Genomic DNA, 21,501 nt, shown 5'->3' with positions numbered 1-21,501 from the left:
CCGGGCAAACGGCGGCCCGTCCGGGCGGGCCGCTGCTTTTGCTAGGTCATGCCCTGCAAGCGGTCAGGGGTATGCTGCAGGGATAACGCGGCAAACGCAACGGCAGCGGCGTCCCCCCACGGGCCTCCGCCGCCCTTGGCACTTGATCAAAGCCGCAGATCCGCATCTTCCGGCGCCAGCACATATTTCAGGTCATAGACCAGCGCGCCGGCGGTCCCCAAGGCGCGGATCGCTTCCGCGCCCATTTCGCGGAACTCGGAATGTGCCACCGCCAGCACCACCCCGGCATAGGCCCCCTGCCCGATCTCCGGAACCAGCGAGATGCCGTATTCCGCCTGTGCCTCCTCGGGGTCTGCATGGGGATCATATACATCGACCTTCGCCCCGTATTCCTCCAGGCTGCGCACCACATCGATCACCCGCGTATTGCGCAGATCCGGGCAGTTCTCCTTGAAGGTCAGCCCCATCACCAGAACCCGCGCGCCCGAAACCGGCAGGCCGCGTTTCAGCATCGCCTTCACCATCTCGCCGGCAGCATAGGCACCCATGCCGTCATTCAGCCGCCGACCCGCCAGCAGGATCTCGGGATGATATCCCAGCTTTTCGGCCTTGTGGGTCAGGTAATAAGGGTCCACCCCGATGCAGTGCCCGCCCACCAGACCGGGGCGGAACGGCAGGAAATTCCATTTGGTTCCAGCCGCTTCCAGCACCGCCTCGGTATCAATCCCCATCTTGTTAAAGATCTTGGCCAGCTCATTCACCAGCGCAATGTTGATATCCCGCTGGCTGTTCTCAATCACCTTGGCGGCCTCAGCCACCCGGATGCCCGCGGCCTTATGGGTGCCGGCCGTCACCACCTCGCGGTACAGCGCATCGACGCGTTCGGCCACCTCCGGCGTCGACCCGGATGTCACTTTGACGATATCCGCCAGCCGCCGCGCCTTGTCGCCGGGGTTGATCCGCTCGGGACTGTAGCCGGCAAAGAAATCCTTGTTGAACACCAGCCCCGAGCGCGCTTCCAGAATGGGCACGCAATCTTCCTCGGTGGCGCCGGGATAGACGGTGGATTCATAAATCACCAGATCGCCCGGTTTCAGCACCCCGCCAACAATCGCCGAAGCCGACAAGAGCGGGCTCAGATCCGGGCGGTGGCTGGCATCCACCGGCGTCGGCACGGTGACGATATAGATGGAGCAACCGGCAATCTCCGCCGGGTCGGCAGTGAAACTAAGGTGCTCCGCAATTGCCAGTTCCTGGCAGCCCAGCTCGCGGGTGCGGTCTTCGCCCCGGCGCAGCTCGGCAATGCGGCCCGGATCGATGTCAAAGCCAATGACTTTCCGCTGCTGCCCAAAGGCCGCCGCCAGCGGCAGCCCCACATAGCCAAGTCCAATGACACAGATCTTATCCTGCACGCCGCTCATCCGGGCTGCTCCTTGTTCTTGCGGGGCGTCTTAAGCCAAGCCCCCTGCCCACCCACATAATGCCGCGCCCCCAAGTGGTTCAACCACTGCCGCGAAGATTAGGCCTCACGCCTCGACAACAATCGCCGAGACCCCGCCATCCACATCGCGGCAGGCCGCCAGCAAGCGCGGCATCAGATGCGCCATCACATAGTTTGCGTGGAACCGGCTCGGCGCCTTTAGCGTCAGCCGGCCGCCGGCGCGGCTGGCGCGTTCCAGCCCTTGCACCCACGACGCATAATTCGCCGGGTCCTCCGCATGCAGCACTGCCTTGGCCAGGCTCCATTCGCTGCCGTCCGAGATATCCGGCGCAGGCGGCGCCGAACCTGGGCGCAGCGGCACCACATTCGGCGCCGGCTCATCATTGTTTTGCATCCGGTGTTCAAAATCCGGACCCACAGCCCCCCAGCGGTCCTGCGTATCCGCCAGCAGCCGCTCCAGGCCGATCCCGTATTCGGTGACCCGCCCGCGCGCGCCCTGACGCTTCACCACCAGCCAGCCCCAGCCCCGCAGCTTGGCCATCTCGCGCTTTACCGTGCGTTCATCGACATCCCACAGCCGGGCTATCTCGCGCTGGCCCACTGCCAGTTCATCGCGCTGCCAGTTGTAGCGTGCGGTCATCAATGTCATGAAGCGCAGCACCAGTTTCTGCGCCCCCTTGCCCTGGCCAAGCGCATAGGTCCCCATCGCCGTGAGGATGTCATACTTCAATGCTGAGGCGTTGCGCCCCGCAGGCCGTTTGGCAAGCATTGCTGCCCCCGTTTCTCCCTCCCCTGCCCTTTTGGGCCGGGATATGCTGCCTCAAGTGTTCTCAGCGTCTTTTGCCAAGACTTGCGCTGGCCGGTTTAGCTCCGAACTCAACGCTATTCGTTTGTTGTACCTGATTTGCGTCCGGAATTCCGATTCTGTCAAGCGCCGGCGGGAATTGAATTCAGGCCCAATCCCTTTTTCGATAGAAAAATTGGTATCAATGGTATGGGGGGACATCTTGTGTGTCCCCTATTACGGCAGAAATGTCCCCCAATCTGCTGTGTCCGGCCCCGGGGTGTCCCCCTAAATCTGGCGTGTGAACCCCAGAAAAATCCAATGAAACGAATCGTTTGGCTGCCAGTCTCCGAATCGGTTCCGCCTATATTCCATTGGGCCTTTTGCAGATGTGTCCCCGCGGGGACAGGACGCTGTTGCCAACCATATTTGCTTTTGCGTTTTTTGCAAATTCGGCGTAAATGAATATTGAGGCTGAATTAGCGTCCGCTAGAAATGGACGCGCATAATAGAAAACGTGTGAGGCTAAGGAGCAGCGATGTTTACGCACGAAGACCTGTCCAAAATGCAGGCCCAATCTCTCAAGATGCAAAGCTGGATCCGCCAGCAGACCTTCTCCCCCGAAATGGAAAAGACCCTGCGCCGGTTCTCCTCCTGGGAAGTGGCTGAGCTGATCTTCCGCGTCAACCAGTCGACCCTGCGGGGACGGCTGTCGGCAGATCCTTCCCTGCCCCAGGGCCATGTCGAGGAAGACGGCCGCCAGCGCTGGTATTCGCTGGAGGAGATCAACGAGCTGCGCCGCCGCATCAAGATCAACCGCAAATCCCTGCTGCCCAAGCGCCCCGCGGGGAAACGGGCGTTGCGGGTGGCGATCTCGAACTTCAAAGGGGGTGCGGGCAAATCCACCGTTGCGTTGCATTTCGCCCATGCCGCGGCGCTGGACGGCTACCGGGTGCTGTGCGTGGATTTCGATCCGCAGGCCACCCTGTCGCACTCCATGGGCCTTAGCGATGTCACCGAGGATTACACCGTCTGGGGCATCATGGCCCGCGACCTGGTGCGCGAGACCGAGCGGATGAACGCGGTCCCGCAGGGCGCCGAGTCCGGCACCGCCCTGCCCCGGCGCCAGCTGCCCGACGCGATCACCGGCATGGGGCTGCAGGACCTGCGGGTCAGCGACTTTGTCAAACCCACCAGCTGGCCGACCATCGACATCATCCCCTCCTGCGCCAATGCGGCCTTTGTCGAATTCGCCTCCGCCCAGTACCGGCACCTCAATCCGGAGTGGTCGTTCTTTGCGGCCGTATCCCGTTACCTCGACCAGCTGCCGGCCGAAGACTACGACCTGATGATCTTCGATTGCCCGCCCGCGATCGGCTACCAGTCGATGAACGCAGTCTTTGCCGCCGACATGCTCTATATCCCCTCCGGCCCCGGCTATTGGGAATATGACTCCACCACTTCCTTTGTCGGCCAGCTGTCCGAGGCGCTGGAGGATTTGTCGGCGTTTAACGGCGTTGTCCCCGCGGGGACATTTGCCCTGCCCAAGGTTTTCCAGGACGTCCGCTTCCTGCTCACCCGTTACGAATCCGGTAACGATTTGCACCGTGCGATGCGTTCGGCATTTATGAAGGTGTTTGAGGGCAGAATGACCGAGCACCCGATTGAGATGACCCGCGCAGTCGAACAATCGGGCCGGTTCTTAAGTTCCATCTATGAAATCGACTACCGGGATATGACACGCGAAACCTGGCGGCGCGCACGTGCGTCGTTTGACCAGGCTTATGACGAATTCAGATCTTACGCGTTGGAAGCCTGGGAAAACCTGGAGGATGAGGCATGAGCAAACGCAGAGTCTTCGACATCGACTTCCCGTCTGAACCAGAGGTGTTCCCCGCGGGGACAGCCGCAAAAAAGCCGGATGACAAACAAACAGAGTCGCGTCGCGGACCGATGGCCACCGCGATCTCGGAGAACGCCGATGCCTTGCGTGCCCGCGCCGAGGCCGAGCAAAACATCCGCGCCGAAAACGACCGGTTGGCACATGAATTTGTGCGGCTGAAGAAGCTGGGCCTGGTGGTCGACCGGATCCCGCTTGGCATGATCCGCATGGATAAGCTGATCCGTGACCGCAAGGATGAACGCGATCCGGATCTGGAGGAACTGAAAGAGTCGATCAAGGCCGTTGGCCTGTCGAACCCGATCCGGGTCGAAGAGCGCGGCGACGGCAAGTTTGAGCTGATCCAGGGCTACCGCCGGATGCGCGCCTATTTTTCGCTGCTGCAGGAAACTGGCGACGAAAGCTATGCCGCGATCCCCGCGGGTTTGGTGGCCAAGGGCGACAGCTTGCAGGCCCTCTACCGCCGGATGGTGGATGAAAACCTGGTGCGCCGCGACATCTCTTTTGCCGAGATGGCACAGCTGGCGCTGCGCTACGCCGAGGACACCCAGACCGGGGCCGAGACGACCGAGGATGCGGTCAATGATCTTTATGCCTCGGCCGGGCGGCAAAAGCGGATCTATATCCGCCATTTCGCCCAGGTGCTGAAGGCGGTGGGCGAGGGACTGAAATTTCCGGAGGCAATCCCGCGGGCGCTGGGGCTGGATCTGAAAAAACGGCTGGAGGCGGATGCGATGAACGCGCAGGTGCTGCGGGACACGCTGGCGCGGGTGCAGCCGCAAACCGAAGAGGGTGAGCTGGATGTGCTGCGCAGCTTTGCCGAGGGCAAGCGCAAGAACGCGCCCCGCGCCGCCGCAGCACCGCGCGCCGGTGTTGCCAAGACAACATTGCGCTGCACTGTCCCCGCGGGGACAGTCCGTTGCCAGGCGCGCGACGGCAAGATCGAGATGGCGATGGAGCGCGACTTTTCCGAGATCGACCGGCATAAGCTGGAGGACGCAATCGCCGCCTTCTTTGAGGCCTTGGAACAAGAAGACTGACCCGTTGTCCCCGCGGGGACAGCTTTGAAAAATGGCAAAGGCCCGGCAGATATGCCGGGCCTTTTTTGCGTCTGCTGCTGGCGTCCGGCGTTGTTTTCTGCGCCTGTCCCCGCGGGGACAGGCCAGACGCCCCTGTAACATTCAATGTGCTATTCAGTATCTAATCAGCATATTCGGGCCTGTTTTTCACTTTTGTCCCCGCGGGGACAAAGCTGCATTCTGCGGGGGTGTTGCGGAACTGCCCAGCTGCCGCAGGCGATGAACTGCACGGGGCGGACATTTCGCCGGCCACTGCCGCCGGCAATCTGACCTGTCCCCGCGGGGACACTTGCGGAAAACCTGGCACGGTCTGGATCGGCAGGCGTTTGTCCGCTGGGATTCGCCGCGGCTTTTCGGGAAAATCCGGGCCTGTCCCCGCGGGGACAGAATTTGAAAACCGCGTCATCTTATGTCCGGGCGGTGGCTTGCCCGTACGGCTTGCCTGTGCGGCTTGGGTTTGAAAACACCAGTGTCCCCGTGGGGACAGCGGCAAAAACGGGTGATCATGCAGGTGGAATTTTTGCCTGTCCCCGCGGGGACAAACCGGCTGGCCTGGCTAATAAAAGGTGGTCCGGGCCGGCCTGCGAGGCACAGCGCGCATCGTGACAGATCCAACAAACTGATCTGTCCCCGCGGGGACAGATGAAGGCTTAAGACAAGGGGAGCGGGATTTGCCCGAAAAAAGAGGCCCGGCGGGGGGCCGGGCCTTGGTGTTTTCCACTGCTGTCCCCGCGGGGACAGGTGGATATTTTCGCGGATCAGCGGCGCGTCAGTTCAAAACCTTGAACTCAATCCGCCGGTTCTTGGCCCGGTTCTGCGCCGTGTTGTTCGACACCAGCGGCGTGGTCTCGCCATAGCCGACGGCCACCAGGCGCTCGGCCGGAATCTCCATCCGCTGCAGGTACTGGGCGACTGCCGCGGCCCGCTTCTCGCTCAGCTTCATGTTCCAGGCGGCTTTGCCCTGGCTGTCGGTGTGGCCGCCGACTTCGACCACCATGCCGGGGCAGCGGCGGATGATGTCCGAGAGGCTGTCCAGAAAGTCACGGGAGTTGGCATCAAGCCGGGCGGTGGATGGGGCAAAGTTCACGCTGCGGCCTTGCGACAGGATTTCAAACCGGCCGGAGCAGGCCTCCCGGCTGAAATCGCCGCTGGCTTCCAGTGCGGTGGCGGCCCCCGCAGTGACTGTCCCCGCGGGGACAGGCGTGCTGCCGGGCGAGGTGCGGTCAAACATCAGGTCCATGCTGACCAGGCCAACGGGTGTGATGGTGACGCCTGCTGCTTCCTCAAGTTTTTCCCGGCCGGGGTTGAGGTTGAATGCCTCCAGCTTGAGAATGACAGGCTGCACGGTGGCAACAGAAACGCGGTCGTTGCCCAGCGATGTTACCGCTACCGGAACGGTCAGGTCCGCTTTGACCCCGTGCAGCGACAGGGTGACTGGAAGGTCAATCCGCTTGCGCTGCACGGCAGCAAGATCTGAGATCATGGCCGGGTCGATCCGGGCGGTGACCACGGCTTCGGGGTAGGTGAAGGTTTCAAAGAACAGAAACCGCATCCGCACGTTGCGAAGGTCAATGGAGGTATCTACGGAATCGAGCGCAATCTGGATTCTGGCGTCGCCCTGGTCGGAGATACTGCCGGAAAATGCAGCAAAACGGCTGGATTCCGCAATGCTGCCCTTTTTGATCGATATAAAGCGGATGGCGGAGGATTCGGGGTTGAGCTGCCAGCCGTGCTCAAACGGGCCGGCGGCCAGGGCCGGACGGATGAGGAGGAATAAAACTGTTAAAATTGAAAGGGTTATACGGAACATGCGCGATCCATTTGGGTTGCCAGCGTGAAATCCCCGCCAGCGGGCAGGGGCGAAAGAGATGTGCCCAGACTAAAAGCACACTTGCTGCCGGGCGCAAGGGCACGATAGTTTCGTAACCAAATACCCTTAACAATTGGGAAGCTGCCCCGCAGGACAGGAACCGGGGGCGAGAATTGGAGCAGGTGCGTGCGTGGTTTGATGATCTGGGTCCGGCTGATGGTGCTGGCTGTTGCGGCGGCCTGCTGGGGTGCCACAGTTCTGGCAGAAGAGCGGCTGGCGCTGGTGATCGGCAATTCGGCCTATGGTTCGGTCTCGCCGCTGGACAATCCGGTGCGCGATGCCCGGCTGATTGCACAGACGCTGGAGGGGCTGGGATTTGATGTCACCCTGGCGGCGGATACCCGGCAAATTGAAATGAAGCGCGCCATCGGCCAGTTCGGGCGCAAGCTGCGCGGGGCAGGGGAAGACGCGACGGGCCTGTTTTACTATGCCGGCCACGGGGTGCAGAGCTTTGGCAGCAATTACCTGCTGCCGGTCGATGTCGCCCTGGCGGATGCGGCGGATCTGGACCTGATGGCGGTGGAGGCGCAGTCGGTCTTGCGGCAGATGGCCTCGGCGCGCAACCGCACCAATATCGTGATCCTGGATGCCTGCCGCAACAACCCGTTTGAGGCGGTGGCGGATCTGAACGCAAGCGGACTGGCGGAGATGAAGGCGCCGACCGGTACCTTCCTGGCCTATGCCACGGCGCCGGGCGATGTGGCGCTGGACGGTACCGGGGAGAACAGCCCGTTCACCGAGGCGCTGGCGCGCGAGATCGTGGTGCCGGGGGCACCGGTGGAGCAGGTGTTCAAACAGGTGCGCCGGGCTGTGCTGGAGCAGAGCGGCGGCGGTCAGACGCCCTGGGACACGTCCTCGCTGGTCAGCGATTTTGTTTTTGCCGAAGCCGCGCCGGAAGCGGTAATGAGCGCGGCAGAAGTGCAGGAAGCGCAGATCTGGCGCTCGGTCAAGGCGTCGCGCGATGCGATGCAGATCATGCTGTATTTGCGGGGCTACGGTGACGGGAAGCATGCGGATGAGGCACGGGGGCTGCTGTCCGAACTGATGGCGGAAGAACTGCAGGGCAGTGCGGCGGTTGCCGCAGCTCCGGCGGCGGCTTCGGCTCCGGCTGTTGCGGATGCTGAAACGGCGATGTTCGAGGCCGCACAGGGTGATGGCAGCAAGGCCGCGTATGAGGCCTATCTGATGGCCTATCCCGAAGGCCAGTTTGCCGAGATGGCGGCGGTGGAACTGGCGGCGATGCGCGCCGGGGCAAGCCAGGATCCGGAGGCCGGCGGCGCGGCAGTTGCTGCGGCACCAAAGGCCGAACCTGCACCGGTGCCGCTGCCCGAAGCGGGGCCGGTCACCTATGCCAGCCCGCTGCATTCGGAAATGCCGCAGATTGCCGGGCTGACCCTGGCCGAGGCAGTGACCCGTTCCCCCGCATTTCCGCCCATTGAGGGCCTGCCGGAGAGTTATTGGAAAGGTCAGGCCTGCAGTTCCTGCCACCAATGGACGCGCGAACGTCTTTGCACGCAAGGGAATACTTATCTTAGCCTCAACATGCAGCGTTCGCTGGGCAAGCAGCATCCCTTTGGCGGGGCATTGAAACAGGCGCTGAAGAGCTGGGCGGCGGGCGGCTGCCAGTAACGGACCGGGGGACCGCTGGAGCAGGGCAGGGGAGGGCTCCCGCCTGCTCCGGTGCATTTGAAAATGCACCTTTGCCGTTGGGCGTGGCGCTGTGCTGCGCACAGCGGGTTTTCCGCTGAGAGGTGTCTAAGGGCAGGTTTGCCCTTAAGGCACCATCCCAATGATGTTTCCCTTTTTCCGCCTCAAGGGTGAACCGCGCCTGCGGCGCGGCTGCTCGCGCAGCCCTTGACCCGGAAAAAGGGCAAGGGACGGCACGCGGCTAAGGGGCGTGGGTGGTGATCAAGAAATAGACCCATTCGCCCTTGAAATCCGTATGTTCAGCGCGGGCTGCTGCGACCTGGCTGCGCAGAAATTCCAGGTAGGGTTCCGCCGGTTCGCTGAGCGGGCGAAGGCCTTCGTACAGCGGGTGGGAGGCGGCAATGGCCACTGCGATTTCCTGGCCGTAGGGCGGGGCGACGGTGATTTGCAGGCCGGGATCTCCTGCCTCTTTGGCACCGACCCGCAGGGCGCTTTTGGGGGCGGTTTCTGCCAGCGGCACCAGCTCGTTCGGGGAAAGGTGCAGCACCGCGCCGCCGGCGTCGAAATAATCCACATAGACATAGGCCGGGTAGTCTGGCGCGGTGAGGTCAAAGAACAGCCGCTCGCCACCGGAATAGTCGAGCACCCGGGCGTGGGCATCGGCGCCGACCAGCAGCGGATTGGTGATCTGGTCGGTGCTTTGCGGTAGGCCGACGTTCGAGATCCCGGCCAGCGCACCGCATTGCGGGCGGGGCAGCAGGCGCATCTGATCGGACACGGTGATATCGGCGCCCATCCGGGCCTGAAGCGCGGCCAGAACGGGCGAGCGCAGGCCGTCTTCGGGCAGGTGGCCGCGGACCTGGAGCGTGGCAGTTTCGGGCACAAAGGCGACCTGAAGGCGGGAGCAGGGCACGGCGGAGAGGATGCCGGCGACCCCGTCGCGCAGCGGGTTGCCTTCAGCCACGGCATCGCCGGGCTGCATGAAGGATTGAAATGCCGCGAGAGAGGCCGGGTCGATGTCGCCGGTGCCGCCCTGAAAGGCCAATGCCGCCTTAATGCGGGGAGCATCGGGAATGGCGGCGGGGGTTTGCAGCGGATTGGGTGCGGCGTCAGCCAGTGCTGCGCTTTCGGGCTGTGCTTGGGGGCTGGGCTGGCTGGCAGGAGCGGACTGCGGCAAGGCGGCCAGATCCGGCTGTTTAGCTGCGGCGGCGGTCAGCGCAGGGGCTGTAAGTGACAGTGGTGTTGCAGGGTCCTGTGCAGCAGCCAGCAGCACGGGTGCGGGCGTACCGGGTGCTGCGGCTTGTGATTCTGCCTGAGCAGGAAGAGTCTTTTCGGCTGCGGGTTCAACGGTTTTTGCTTGCTGGCGGGCCGGGCGGGCGACAGCCAGGCTTGCCGCCTGAGCCGGGGCGGCGGCAAGTTTTTGCCCGGTGTTTGGTGCGGGATTTGCTGCAGGCGAGGGGGCAGCAGCTGGTGGCAGGCTGGCAGCTGCTGGAGCTGCAGAGGCAAGACGGTTCGCAGGCAGGGCCTGAGGTCTGGCGCTTGTTTGCGGGACCGCGCCTGCGTCTAGGCCTTGGCTTTGTGCTTCACTTTCAAACGCTTGCTCGCTGTTGGCTGTTTGCGGCACGGCTTCGGAACGCGGGATGCGGTGGGCCTGCAGGTTAAGGCTGCTTTCCGGGCTGGGCTGTTGCGGCAGGGGTTGCGGCACCAGCGAGATCAGCAGCGCGCCGGCGCCTGCCGCGTGGACCAGCGCAGAGGCAGCAAGACCCAGCGCCCATATGGCCGGAGCGCGGCTCATCTGTCCGTTTCCGGGGTGACCACCAGCACCACATCCTTGAACCCCAGCGCCTCGCCCTCGGCGACCAGCGGCAGCACCCGGCGCAGCTCGGCCGTGCGGTGGGCGTTGATGCGCAGGCGCAGGTCCGGGTCGTCTGCCAAGAGGGCGGAGAGGGCAGGGGAGAGGACGCCGCGGGCGATCGCATCGCCGTCCAGCGCCAGATCTCCGGTGGCGGAGACGGCCAGGGTAATGCCGCCCGCCGGCATGTCGCGGCCGGTGGCGGCGGTGGCGGGGCGCACATCAAACGGGGCGGTGGCATCCATCCGGCCGATCAGCATGAAGAACACCAAGAGGAAAAACACCACGTCGATCAGGGCGATGATGGTTTCCGAATGGGGGCTGCGGGCTGGCCGGTTGAGTTTCATGGCGCCGCTTCCAGCCGCAGCACGCGCAGGCGGGTGACGCCGGCCAGGGCGGCGCTGTCCATCACGGTGATCAGCGCCTGGGTCCGGGCGGCGCCGGAGGGGAGGATCACCACTTGGGTCAGGGGTTCCTCAGCGACAGCGGCGGAGAGGGTGGCGCGGAGGGTTTCGGCGTCCAGCGCGGTGCCACGCAGCACTGGCACGCCATCGGCGCCAAGGCGGATCATCAGGGTGCCGGCCGGGGACTGAGTACTGGCGGCAGAGCCTTCGGAGGGTTTCACCGCCGGGATCATGTCGAGGTTCAGATAGGTGGAGGTCACCATGAAGAACACCAGGAGGATCAGCATGACGTCGATCATCGGCACCAGCGAAATCAGGGCGCGGGGGCGGGCGGGCCGGTTGATCGTCATGGCAGCTTCCCCCGTGTCAGCGCGACCCATCAATCAAGAGCAGGCGGCCGGCGGCGCTTTCGATGGCTTGCGCGGCGGTGTCGATGCGGGCGGCAAACAGTCCTGCGGCGACAGCGGCGGGGATTGCGACCAAGAGGCCCGCGGCGGTGGTCAGCAGCGCCTGCCAGATGCCGCCGGCCAGCACCGAGGCATTGGCCGCACCCTGTGCCAGTTCCAGCTCCTGAAAGGACTGGATCATGCCCAGGACGGTGCCCAGAAGCCCGAGGAGCGGCGAGACCATGGCGATGAGTTCCAGCAGGCGGATGAGGGAGTTCATGCGGCTCACTTCCTCATTGCCGCGGCGCTGCAGTTCATCCTGCAGCAGGGGCCCGCGCAGGCCTTCTTGCAGGGCCTGCATGGCGTAGGCCATGACCCGGTCGGCGGGGGATTTGCCGGCGGCGATACTGTCCTGGGCTTGCTTGCGGTCGCCGCCCTTCCACAGGGTCAGCGCCTGTTCACGGGCTTCAGTGCCGGAGCGGGCCGGCCAGAGCTGGATCAGTTTGACGGCGATCACAGTGATCGACAGAAGCGACATCAGCGCCAGCAGCGCAATCACCGGTCCGCCGGTGCCGAAGATTTCCCAGGTGCCGCTCATGGCTTATTTCACCAGCGGCGCGGCAGCGCGGGAACCCAGTTCGAGGATCGGGAAACAGTCCATCTGGTCCTCGTTCTGGGGCTGGCAGGAGGTGATGTCATGCAACAGAATCTCGGAGATGTTGCCGCAGTTGATTTCCGGAATCTCGAACAGTTTCAGAGTGGTGCGCTGGACGGGCAGGGGCGCGGCGTCGATCGACAGCAGCCGGTCGATCACGCCCTGGCCGTCAAGGATGGCGAGCGACATCTCGAAGCCTTCAAAGCTTTTGCCGGTCTGATTGCGGAACAGGAAGAAAGCGCGGCAGCCGCCGCCGTCGATCTCCTCGGTCTTGTTCAACTCGACCCGCAAGGGGCCGGTTTCGGCGGCCCCGGCTAGCGGCAGGGCAGCGAGGGCGAGGGCAGATAGCAGGCGTTTCAAAGGCATTACTGTCTCCGGGTTCCGGTTATCGTTGACCAGCCCGCGGCGCGCGGATTGGGGTGTTGGATCAAACCAGCGCGGTCAGCGCCTTTTCGATCTTGTCCATGGCGTCGCGGGCGGAATCGAGGTCGCGGCGTTTCAGGTGGCGCGCTGCCACATGCAGGGCGCGGCCAAGACGGTCGCGGACCTCGCCTGGCGCGCGGGCGACATTGGCCTGCAAGGATTGCGCGCGTTTGACCTGGGCGCCAAGGGAGCGCTGATCCATTTCGCGCTGGCCGCGTTTCATCGACTTGGCCTCATCCTCGCGGTCCTGGCCGATGCGGGCAACGGCGCGTTCGATCACCACAACCATCGTCTCGGCCTCCTGCAGGCGGCCGTCGTTGATCAGGCTGACGGACTTGGCGAGGGCGCGTTTGAGTTTCAGTTCCAGCGGGCCGGGTGCCAGGCCGATACGCGGCTGGATGCGTTTCAACCGTCGTTTCAGCGGTGCGATGGCGCTGGCGTCAATGCCGGAGGCGGAAATGTCGGAGGTATCCTCCTCGGTTACCTGGCCCTCAGCCTTTTCCGGCTTGAGGCTGTCGAGCAGGTTGCCACCGTCATCGTAAAACAGCACGTTGACCTGGGGCTTGTTGCGCTTGAGGAATTTCTTCAGCTCGGTGACCATCCGCTGCGGCGCAGTTTCGCAGATCATCTCCATTTCACCGGAGCGCACCACATAGGTGCCCCAGGCCATCGGCGGGCCGCCGCCCGCCTTTTTCACCGGGTTGAGCAGGGTTTCCGGTTTTTTGCCCGGCTGGATCATCAGCAGCGGGTCTTTGCCCTGGTCCAGACAGAAGGCGAAACTCATCCGCTTCTTGGCCCCCTCGCGAACCATCGCTTTGACTTCCTTGCCGGAAATACGCTCAATACTCATTATTCGTCCGCCGCAAAAAGTTGTGAAACCATTTGACTTTAGGATGCCGATAAGGCTCACTTGGGGTCAAGTTTTAGTTTGAGATTAGGGCAGCCTTAACCACCGGACCTGAAAAGGGTGGGGGTTTGCTTGACGTTACGTCAATAAAGCCGCAAAACCGGAAAAAAAGCGGGGGGCAAGCAAGACAATGGATCCAGCAGCATTACTGCAATCCAAAGGGGACGACGCGCCCAGCGGCGAGAACCTCGAATACGATCCAGCCTTCACGGAGATGGAGCTGGCCGCCCAGCCGGGGGAAGAATCGGTGGTGGGCAACGAGACGATCGAGGCGACGGATCCGGATTACCGCGAAGTTCAAAAGAAGGCGCTGGAAGTTCTGGAGCGCAGTCATGATCTGCGCGCTGCGGTGTTTCTTGGCGATGCGCTGCTGCAGTCCGAAGGGCTGGCCGGCTTTGCCGATGCGACCGCCTATATCCGCGGCTGCCTGGAGGAGTTCTGGGAGAGCTGCCATCCGGAGCTGGATGAGGACGACGGCGACCCGACCATGCGGATCAATGCGATTCAGGATTTATGCGGCCAGCCGGACGGGATGGCGGGGCCATCGCCGCTCTACCGTTCCTTGCGCCGCGCACCGTTGAGCGAAAGCCGCGGCTTTGGCCGGTTCTGCCTGCGCGACATTGAGATTGCCGAAGGGGTGGTGACCGCCCCCGAAAACATGGAGCATATTCCGGACACGGCCACTATCGGCGCCGCCTTTCAGGACAGCGATGAAGAAATCGTGTCTGCAAGGCTTGCGGCAATCGTGGCGGCGGAAGAGAATGTCCGGGCAATCTCAGCGGTGTTCGATGAACAGACACCGGGGCAGGGCCCGGATCTGAGTGCGCTGATCAAATTGCTGCAGCAGATCGCCAAGCGCATTCGTGAGTATGGCAACATGAGTGCTGAGGAAGGCGCCGGCGATGACGGCGCCGCAGAGGATGCGGCGGCTGACGAGGGCGGCGCGGCCGCGCCGGCTGCTGGCGGCAGCGCTGCGGCGGCAGCGCCGGGGGTGATCAATTCGCCGATGGATGTGTCCAATGCGCTGGACCGTATCATTGCCTATTACCGGCGGCGGGAGCCGTCGAGCCCGCTGCCGATCCTGCTGGAGCGGGCGAAGAAACTGGTGGGGGCCGACTTCCTCACCATTATGAATGACATGGCCCCGCAGGGGGTGGAGAATGTCCACCTTATCGGCGGGATCGACGAAAATGACGACGACTGACGGACGCGGGATCTGCAGCGGCGGAACGGGCCGCGGCAACCGTGAAAGCAAGACGAGTAAGGAGACCTAGATGGCCGGAAGTTCACAGAAATTCATCGCCCGCAACCGGGCACCAAGGGTCCAGATCGAATATGACGTCGAGCTGTATGGAGCCGAGAAGAAGGTGCAGCTGCCGTTTGTGATGGGCGTGATGAGCGACCTGGCGGGCAAATCCGAAGTGGAGCAGCCTGCAGTTGCGGACCGCAAGTTCCTGGAAATCGACGTGGACAACTTCGATGACCGGATGAAGTCGATGGCGCCGCGCGCCGCCTTCACGGTGCCCAACACGCTGACCGGCGAAGGCAACCTGGCGGTCGATATCACGTTTGAGAGCATGGACGATTTCAAGCCTGCCGCGATTGCCGCCAAGGTGGAGCCGCTGCGCGAGCTGCTGGAAGCGCGCACCCAGCTTTCGAACCTGATGACCTATATGGACGGCAAGACCGGCGCCGAGGATCTGATCTCGAAGATCATTCAGGATCCGAGCCTGCTGAAGACTTTGGCAGCGCAGCCGAAACCCGGCGGCGACGCCGAGAGCGAAGAATAAGAGAGGAGGACAGAGATGGCTGAAGAAGAACTCCAGGCGGAAGCCGCTGGTGGGGAAGCCGCCTTTGGCTCTGCCGAATTTGCAAGCCTGCTGCAAAAGGAATTCCGCCCCAAGTCGGACCAGGCCAAGACGGCCGTTGAAAGCGCGGTCAAAACCCTGGCCGAGCAGGCGCTGGCAAATACTGCGCTGGTGTCCGATGACGCGTTGCGCTCGATCGAGAGCATTGTGTCGGCGATTGACGCGAAGCTGACCGAGCAGGTCAATCTGATCCTGCACAACGCGGAGTTCCAGCAGCTGGAAAGCGCCTGGCGCGGTCTGCACTATCTGGTCAACAACACCGAGACCGATGAGCAGCTCAAGATCCGGGTGCTGCCGATTACCAAGAAAGAGATGTCCAAGACCTTGAAGAAATTCAAGGGCACGGCATGGGACCAGTCGCCGCTGTTCAAGAAGATCTACACCGAGGAATTCAGCCAGCTGGGCGGCGAGCCTTACGGCTCCCTGGTGGCAGATTACCATTTCGACCACTCACCGCCGGACATCGAGCTGCTGGGTGAAATGTCCAAGATTGCCGCGGCCGCCCATGCGCCGCTGATCACCGGCGCCAAGCCGACCCTGTTCCAGATGGACAGCTGGTCGGAACTGTCGAACCCGCGCGATCTGACCAAGATTTTCCAGACCCCGGAATATGCCGCCTGGCGCTCCTTGCGCGACAGCGAGGATGCGAAATACGTCGGTCTGGCAATGCCGCGGTTCCTGGGCCGTCTGCCCTATGGCTCGAAAACCGATCCGGTGGACGAGTTTGCCTTTGAGGAAGACACCGCAGGCGCCACCAGCGAGAAATACGGCTGGGTCAACGCGGCCTATGGCATGGCGGTGAACATCACCCGCTCGTTCAAGATGTACGGCTGGTGCTCGCGGATCCGCGGCGTGGAAAGCGGCGGCACGCTGGAAAACCTGCCCTCGCATACCTTCCCGACCACCGATGGCGGCGTCGATCAGAAATGCCCGACCGAGATTGCCATCGATGACCGGCGCGAAGCGGAACTGGCGAAGAACGGCATGATGCCGCTTATTCACCGCAAAAACACCGATGTTGCGACCTTTATGGGCGCGCAATCACTGCACAAACCGGCGGAATATGACGACCCGGATGCCTCGGCCAACGCCAATCTGGGCGCGCGGCTGCCGTATCTGTTCGCCACATGCCGGTTTGCGCACTATCTTAAATGCATGGTGCGGGACAAAGTCGGCTCGTTCAAAAGCCGTCAGGACATGGAATCCTGGCTGCAGGACTGGATCAACAACTATGTTGATTTCAACGCGGATATCTCTTCGGAGAACGAGAAGGCGCGCAAACCTCTGGCCGCAGCCGAAGTGGTTGTGGAAGAGGTCGAGGGCAACCCGGGGTATTACACCTCAAAATTCTTCCTACGCCCGCATTACCAGCTTGAGGGGCTTTCTGTCTCGCTGCGGCTGGTATCCAAACTGCCCTCGGAAAAGGGAGGCTGATTTTCCACTCCCCAGCCTCAAACGATCATAGCGCAGTAGAGATCTTAGTTATTGAAAGGATAGAAAAATGGCTGCTAACATGTTTGTGCAAATCTCGGATGTCGATGGTGACGCGACAGAAGAACAGCACAAGAAATGGATCGTCATCCAGTCCGCAAGCTGGAATGTCGAGCGTGCCGTTGAAATGACCGATCTGGGGTCGACCCAGCGGATGCATGCAAATTCAAACTTCGGCAAAATCGAACTGACCTCGCAGATGGGCAAAGCGTCCAATGGTCTGGCGCTGTCGGTGGCCAATGGCACCGTGCGTCCGGAAATCATCATGCATTGGTGCCGGTCGGGCGACAGCGCCAGCGCAGGCCTGCTGGTCTATTCGGTCTGGAAGCTGAAAGACGTGGTGATCGACAGCTACTCGATCTCGGGCAGCGAAGACGGCATCCCGGAAGAGACCTGGTCGTTGGCTTATGCCTCGATCGAGCATGAGTACAAATCGACCAACCAGAAAACCGGTAAGCTGACCACTGAAGGCACCTTCAAGTGGAACGTTCAGACCGGCAAGGTCGAGTAAAACCAATGGCTGGCCCCGGGCGTTTTTCATGCCCGGGGTCTGTTTTTCTGACGTATTTGCAGCATCCACCCCAGTTGCGGAGTAGACCCCATGACACCCGAAGAGCATCTGAAAGCTGGTGATCCCAGGGCGGCGCTGGAGGCGCTGCAGCAAAAGATCCGGGGTGATGCGAGCAACGCCAAGCTGCGGGTTTTCCTGTTTCAGCTGTTGTGCGTGCTGGGCGACTGGAACCGGGCGATTGCCCAGCTGAAGGCGGCGGCGGGGCTGGATGAAGGCGCCACGGTGATGGCGCAGGCCTACCGCGAGGCGATCATCTGCGAGGTCTACCGCGAGAAGGTTTTTGCCGGTGAAAAATCGCCGCTGATCCTGGGCGAGCCCGAGGAATGGCTGGCGCATCTGATCGAGGCGCAGAAACTGCTGGCAACCGGCAATCCCAAAGAAGCGGCGGAGCTGCGTGCCAAGGCCTTTGATGCGGCCCCGGCCAGCCCCGGCGAAGTCAACGGCAAGAAATTTGACTGGATCGCCGATGCCGACATGCGGCTGGGCCCGGTGCTGGAGGCCGTTGTCAACGGTAAATACTACTGGCTGCCGTTTGCGCAGATCGTCTCATTCGAGGCCGAGGAGCCGAGCGATTTGCGCGATGCGGTCTGGACGGCCGGCACGCTGACCCTGGCGGGCGGCGGTTCGGTGGCGGCGATGATTCCGACGCGCTACCCCGGTTCGGAAAAAGCCGATGGTCTGTCGATGCTGGCGCGCGCCACCGTGTGGCAGGATGCCGGCGCGGAAACCTACACCGGTCTTGGCCAGCGTCTGCTGACGATCGGCGACGAAGATATTGCCATCATGGATGTGCGCACACTCCGGATGGATGGGCATGACATAGAGAATGGCTGACAAAACTCTGGCCGAGCGCCTGCAGCCCTCGCTGCTGGACCGGCTGACCGATAATGCACCTGGCGATCTGAAGGAAACCCGCGAGAGCCGGGTTATCGATCTTGGGCGGCTGCGCGAAATCATCCAGCGCGATTTGTCCTGGCTGCTGAATACCCAGAATGTCGAAAGCCATTTTGACGCGCAGAAATACCCATCAGTGTCGGCTTCGGTGCTGAACTACGGGCTGATCGAAGTGGCAGGCGAAGCCTCGACCAGTGAAAAGGCCGAGGCGATCCGCCAGTCGATCAAGCAGGCGATTGCAACCTATGAACCGCGGATCATCGAAGGCTCGGTGGATGTGCGGCTGCAGGATGGCACTGATGCGACCGAGATGACCGTGGGGCTGGAAATCCGCGCCGACATGTGGGCGCAGCCGATGCCGTTGGAGCTGTATCTGCGCAGCAAGGTCGATCTGACCACCGGCGAAGTGGAAATGGAAAGGGCCATGTAAGATGGATACACGGCTGCTGACCCATTACGAAAATGAGCTGAACTACCTGCGCGATATGGGCGGGGAGTTTGCCGCCGCTTATCCCAAGATCGCCGCGCGCCTGGGGATGGAAGGGGTCGAAGTTCTTGATCCCTATGTGGAACGGCTGCTGGAGGGGGCGGCGTTTCTGACTGCCCGTGTTCAGCTGGAGCTGGAGCTGCAATATCCGAATTTTACCTCGAACCTTTTGGAAATCATCTATCCGCATTACCTGGCGCCGACGCCGTCGATGATGATTGCGTCGTTTGAGCCGGATGTGGCGAATTCGGCGGTCAAAAGCGGCTATGTGCTGAAGCGCGGATCGACGCTTCGGTCGCGGCTGACCGAGGGCGAGCAGACGCCTTGCGAATTCCGCACCTCGGCCGATCTGACAATGTGGCCGATCCAGATCACCGAAGCACAGTATATCGACGGCCGCGGTGAGCTGGTCGCAGCGGGCGTTGCCGCAGGATATGACGCGCGCGCAGGCATCCGGTTGCGGATCAAACGGATTGATGGCGATCCGATCAGCAAGCTGGGGTTGGATGATCTGTCGCTGTATCTGACCAGCGAGGCGGGCAACAGCTGGCCGCTGCTTGAGCTCTTGTGCACACAGGTGCAAGGAATTGTTGCGCGCTCCACCGACCGGCGAGCGGATTGGCAGCTGCCGCTGCGCGGGGCCAAAGTGGTGCAAAAGGGCTTTGGCCCGGAGGAGGCGCTGCTGCCGCTGCCGCGCCGGGTCTATGATGGCTATCGGCTGCTGCAGGAGTATTTTGCGATGCCGGAGCGGTTCCGTTTTGTGGAACTGCAGGGGCTGCAGGAGGGGTTGAAGAAATCCGCGGGCGACGAGGTTGATCTGTACATACTGCTGCGCGAGGGGATGCCGGAGATCGCCCCGATTGTGGTGCCGGATGTGTTCAAGCTGAACACGGTGCCGGCGGTGAACCTGTTTGAAAAACGCTGCGACCGGGTGCGGATTGCGCCGATTGATACCGAACACCACGTGATCCCGAACCGGACTGCGGGCCTGGATTTTGAGATTTACGGGCTGAACAGCGTGACCGGGATCAGCGGCGAGGGCGAGGACGACGTGATCTTCCGCCCGTTCTATTCGGCCAATGATTTCACTGCCGCAGGCGAAAGTCACCCGGCCTATTACACCGTCAAACGGCGGATGCGGCAGCGCTCGGAGAAGGAACGTCTGCGCGGGGTGCGCAGTTCCTACCTGGGGTCGGAAGTCTACCTGACACTGGTGGACCGGTCGCAGGTGCCCTATTCCTCGGGGCTGGAGCAGCTGGCGGTTAACGCGCTGTGCACCAACCGCGACCTGCCGATGCTGCTGGCCACCGGCAATGATGATGTGTTCCATCTGCCCGAAGGCGGGCCGGTGCGCAAAGTGACGCTGCCGGTCTCACCAACCCGCCCGCATCCGACGCTGGCGCAGGGGGACACCGCCTGGCGGCTGATTTCGCATCTTAGCCTGAATTACGTGTCGATTGCCGAAACCGGCAAGGGCCAGTCGGCGGAAGCGCTGCGCGAGCTGGTCGGGCTTTATGCGCCCTTGGGCGACCGGGTGACCGAAAAGCAGCTGGAGGGGATCCTGTCGGTGGGCGCACGCCCGATTGTGCGGCGGATGAGCGACGAGATCCTGTCGACCGCTGTGCGCGGGCTGGAGATCACCCTGGGCTTTGACGAGAGTTATTTCGAGGGCAGCAACATCTATGTGCTGGGGGCCGTTCTGGAGCGGTTCATGCGCGGTTATGCCAGCATCAACTCATTCACGGAGACAGTCCTGAAGACTGAAAAACGCGGGGAAATTGCCAGATGGCGACCGGAAAAGGGCCTCGGCCGGACGATCTGAGCCTGTATGGCCGATTGGCCATGGCGCCTGAAAAGCACCATGTTTTTCAGGCCTTGCGGGTGTTGGAGGCGCATTTCAATGACGCCCCGCGCCTTGGCGAAAGCCGCCGCCCGCGCGAGGACAAGCTGCGTTTGGGGCAGGAGGCAGAACTGGCGTTCCCGCCCTCGACCATTGCGGATTTCAAACCTGCTGAGGGGGGCAAACCGGCGGTTCTGACCAACCGGTTTTTCGGTCTGTTCGGGCCGCAAGGGCCGCTGCCGCTGCATCTGACCGAATACGCCCGCGACCGTAAGCGCAACCACCGCGACCCGACGATGGTGGCCTTTGCCGACATGCTGACACACCGGTTGATGAGCCTGCTGTACCGGGCCTGGACCCAAGGCTCTCCGGCGGTCAGTTTTGACCGGGCCGATGATCCGATGGCGCGCAAAGTGTCGTCGCTGATCGGCTATAACGGATTTAAATTCGGCGACCGGGACGACATGCCTGATCTCGCCAAGCTGCATTTTGCTGGTCATCTGGCCAAGGGTGCCAAGAATGCCGAGGGGCTGGTATCGATCCTGTCGGCATTCTTTGAGGTGCCGGTGCAGCTGGAAGAGTTTGTCGGCAGCTGGCTGGAGCTGGAGCCGGACGACCGCTGGCAGTTGGGCTATGGCGGGCTGGGGCACAGCACCAGCATCGGCAACAAGGTCTGGAGCCGCTCGGCCAAGTTCCGCATCCGGATCGGGCCGTTGAAACTGGAAGATTATGAACGCTTGCTGCCGGGCGGCGAGGCTTTGAAACGGCTGCGCGCGATTGTGCGGTCTTATGCCGGGGATTTTCTGGATTGGGACGTGAACCTGATCCTGGCAGGCGACGAGGTGCCGCGCGCATCCTTGGGCGGCACCACCCGGCTGGGACATACCAGCTGGATCCGGTCGCGGCCCGACCCGGATGCGGACCAGCCGGACGTGAATGATTTATACCTGTACCCGGGATTTGGCGCCGGGGCTGATGAGCGAATAGAGGGAGGGATTTAAG

At 62.5% G+C, this 21,501-nt stretch carries 20 protein-coding genes; 11 read left to right on the top strand and 9 right to left on the bottom strand.

The features are described 5' to 3' along the window. Positions 1 to 146: 146 nt before the first annotated feature. Both tviB and K3724_RS22590 read right to left on the bottom strand, forming a co-directional pair. Positions 147 to 1,421 carry a Vi polysaccharide biosynthesis UDP-N-acetylglucosamine C-6 dehydrogenase TviB gene (gene tviB, locus K3724_RS22595; protein WP_259992986.1) on the bottom strand — a complete coding sequence of 425 codons (1,275 nt, stop codon included), beginning with the start codon at positions 1,419 to 1,421 and terminating at the stop codon, positions 147 to 149. A 105-nt stretch (positions 1,422 to 1,526) separates the two neighbouring features. Next, a complete protein-coding gene (locus K3724_RS22590) occupies positions 1,527 to 2,210 on the bottom strand; it encodes a DnaA N-terminal domain-containing protein (protein WP_259992985.1) in 684 nt (227 codons plus the stop codon). A 553-nt stretch (positions 2,211 to 2,763) separates the two neighbouring features. Here K3724_RS22590 and K3724_RS22585 point away from each other — a divergent pair. Together K3724_RS22585 and K3724_RS22580 are read left to right on the top strand one after the other, a co-directional pair. Continuing rightward, the gene (locus tag K3724_RS22585; RefSeq protein ID WP_259992984.1) at positions 2,764 to 4,068 is read left to right on the top strand and encodes an AAA family ATPase; all 1,305 of its coding nucleotides are present in this window, start codon (positions 2,764 to 2,766) and stop codon (positions 4,066 to 4,068) included. Then, the gene (locus K3724_RS22580; RefSeq protein ID WP_259992983.1) at positions 4,065 to 5,165 is read left to right on the top strand and encodes a ParB N-terminal domain-containing protein; all 1,101 of its coding nucleotides are present in this window, start codon (positions 4,065 to 4,067) and stop codon (positions 5,163 to 5,165) included. Before K3724_RS22585 ends, K3724_RS22580 begins: the two co-directional genes overlap by 4 nt. Positions 5,166 to 5,973: 808 nt before the next feature. Here the strand turns inward: K3724_RS22580 and K3724_RS22575 are convergent. Then, entirely contained in the window at positions 5,974 to 7,014 is a 1,041-nt protein-coding gene (locus tag K3724_RS22575) for an OmpA family protein (protein ID WP_259992982.1), read from the bottom strand. Positions 7,015 to 7,200: 186 nt separating this feature from the next. Between K3724_RS22575 and K3724_RS22570 the strand changes: the two genes are divergently transcribed. Further along, positions 7,201 to 8,703, top strand: coding sequence for a caspase family protein (locus tag K3724_RS22570; RefSeq protein ID WP_311200230.1), 1,503 nt, complete (start codon positions 7,201 to 7,203; stop codon positions 8,701 to 8,703). 259 nt (positions 8,704 to 8,962) lie between these two features. Here K3724_RS22570 and K3724_RS22565 read toward each other — a convergent pair whose 3' ends face one another. The 6 genes from K3724_RS22565 to K3724_RS22540 all read right to left on the bottom strand — a co-directional run bounded on the left by K3724_RS22565 (position 8,963) and on the right by K3724_RS22540 (position 13,291). Further along, the gene (locus K3724_RS22565; protein ID WP_259992981.1) at positions 8,963 to 10,516 is read right to left on the bottom strand and encodes a DUF4384 domain-containing protein; all 1,554 of its coding nucleotides are present in this window, start codon (positions 10,514 to 10,516) and stop codon (positions 8,963 to 8,965) included. Continuing rightward, positions 10,513 to 10,920: a biopolymer transporter ExbD gene (locus K3724_RS22560; protein WP_259992980.1), complete on the bottom strand. Its 408-nt coding sequence runs from the start codon at positions 10,918 to 10,920 to the stop codon at positions 10,513 to 10,515. The genes K3724_RS22565 and K3724_RS22560 overlap by 4 nt, the downstream gene beginning before the upstream one ends. Further along, on the bottom strand, positions 10,917 to 11,327 hold the full coding sequence (locus K3724_RS22555; protein ID WP_259992979.1) for a biopolymer transporter ExbD: 411 nt from the start codon (positions 11,325 to 11,327) through the stop codon (positions 10,917 to 10,919). Before K3724_RS22555 ends, K3724_RS22560 begins: the two co-directional genes overlap by 4 nt. Positions 11,328 to 11,343: 16 nt before the next feature. Next, entirely contained in the window at positions 11,344 to 11,961 is a 618-nt protein-coding gene (locus K3724_RS22550) for a MotA/TolQ/ExbB proton channel family protein (protein WP_259992977.1), read from the bottom strand. A gap of 3 nt (positions 11,962 to 11,964) precedes the next feature. Next, positions 11,965 to 12,384: a hypothetical protein gene (locus K3724_RS22545; protein WP_259992975.1), complete on the bottom strand. Its 420-nt coding sequence runs from the start codon at positions 12,382 to 12,384 to the stop codon at positions 11,965 to 11,967. Positions 12,385 to 12,445: 61 nt separating this feature from the next. Beyond that, positions 12,446 to 13,291, bottom strand: coding sequence for a hypothetical protein (locus K3724_RS22540; protein WP_259992973.1), 846 nt, complete (start codon positions 13,289 to 13,291; stop codon positions 12,446 to 12,448). Positions 13,292 to 13,478: 187 nt separating this feature from the next. Between K3724_RS22540 and tssA the strand changes: the two genes are divergently transcribed. The 8 genes from tssA (at position 13,479) to tssG (ending at position 21,500) form a co-directional block, all read left to right on the top strand. Continuing rightward, positions 13,479 to 14,552, top strand: a complete 1,074-nt coding sequence (gene tssA / locus K3724_RS22535) for a type VI secretion system protein TssA (protein WP_259992971.1) — start codon at positions 13,479 to 13,481, stop codon at positions 14,550 to 14,552. Positions 14,553 to 14,622: 70 nt separating this feature from the next. Next, entirely contained in the window at positions 14,623 to 15,138 is a 516-nt protein-coding gene (tssB, locus tag K3724_RS22530; protein WP_129373174.1) for a type VI secretion system contractile sheath small subunit, read from the top strand. Positions 15,139 to 15,153: 15 nt separating this feature from the next. Then, complete coding sequence (gene tssC, locus K3724_RS22525) at positions 15,154 to 16,650, top strand: type VI secretion system contractile sheath large subunit (protein ID WP_259992968.1); 1,497 nt, start codon at positions 15,154 to 15,156, stop codon at positions 16,648 to 16,650. Positions 16,651 to 16,717: 67 nt separating this feature from the next. Beyond that, positions 16,718 to 17,218, top strand: a complete 501-nt coding sequence (locus K3724_RS22520) for a type VI secretion system tube protein Hcp (RefSeq protein WP_129373176.1) — start codon at positions 16,718 to 16,720, stop codon at positions 17,216 to 17,218. 90 nt (positions 17,219 to 17,308) lie between these two features. Then, positions 17,309 to 18,112, top strand: a complete 804-nt coding sequence (locus K3724_RS22515) for a type VI secretion system accessory protein TagJ (RefSeq protein WP_259992967.1) — start codon at positions 17,309 to 17,311, stop codon at positions 18,110 to 18,112. Then, positions 18,105 to 18,602, top strand: coding sequence for a type VI secretion system baseplate subunit TssE (gene tssE / locus K3724_RS22510; RefSeq protein ID WP_259992966.1), 498 nt, complete (start codon positions 18,105 to 18,107; stop codon positions 18,600 to 18,602). The genes K3724_RS22515 and tssE overlap by 8 nt, the downstream gene beginning before the upstream one ends. 1 nt (position 18,603) lies before the next feature. Beyond that, positions 18,604 to 20,481 carry a type VI secretion system baseplate subunit TssF gene (gene tssF / locus K3724_RS22505; RefSeq protein WP_259992964.1) on the top strand — a complete coding sequence of 626 codons (1,878 nt, stop codon included), beginning with the start codon at positions 18,604 to 18,606 and terminating at the stop codon, positions 20,479 to 20,481. After that, complete coding sequence (gene tssG / locus K3724_RS22500; protein ID WP_129373180.1) at positions 20,445 to 21,500, top strand: type VI secretion system baseplate subunit TssG; 1,056 nt, start codon at positions 20,445 to 20,447, stop codon at positions 21,498 to 21,500. The genes tssF and tssG overlap by 37 nt, the downstream gene beginning before the upstream one ends. The last annotated feature ends 1 nt before the right edge of the window (position 21,501 follow it).

This window comes from Leisingera sp. M658 (assembly GCF_025144145.1).
GTDB lineage: Bacteria > Pseudomonadota > Alphaproteobacteria > Rhodobacterales > Rhodobacteraceae > Leisingera.
The sequence above is the reverse complement of the archived record's forward strand: the minus strand, read 5'-3'. Positions and strand labels throughout refer to the sequence as shown.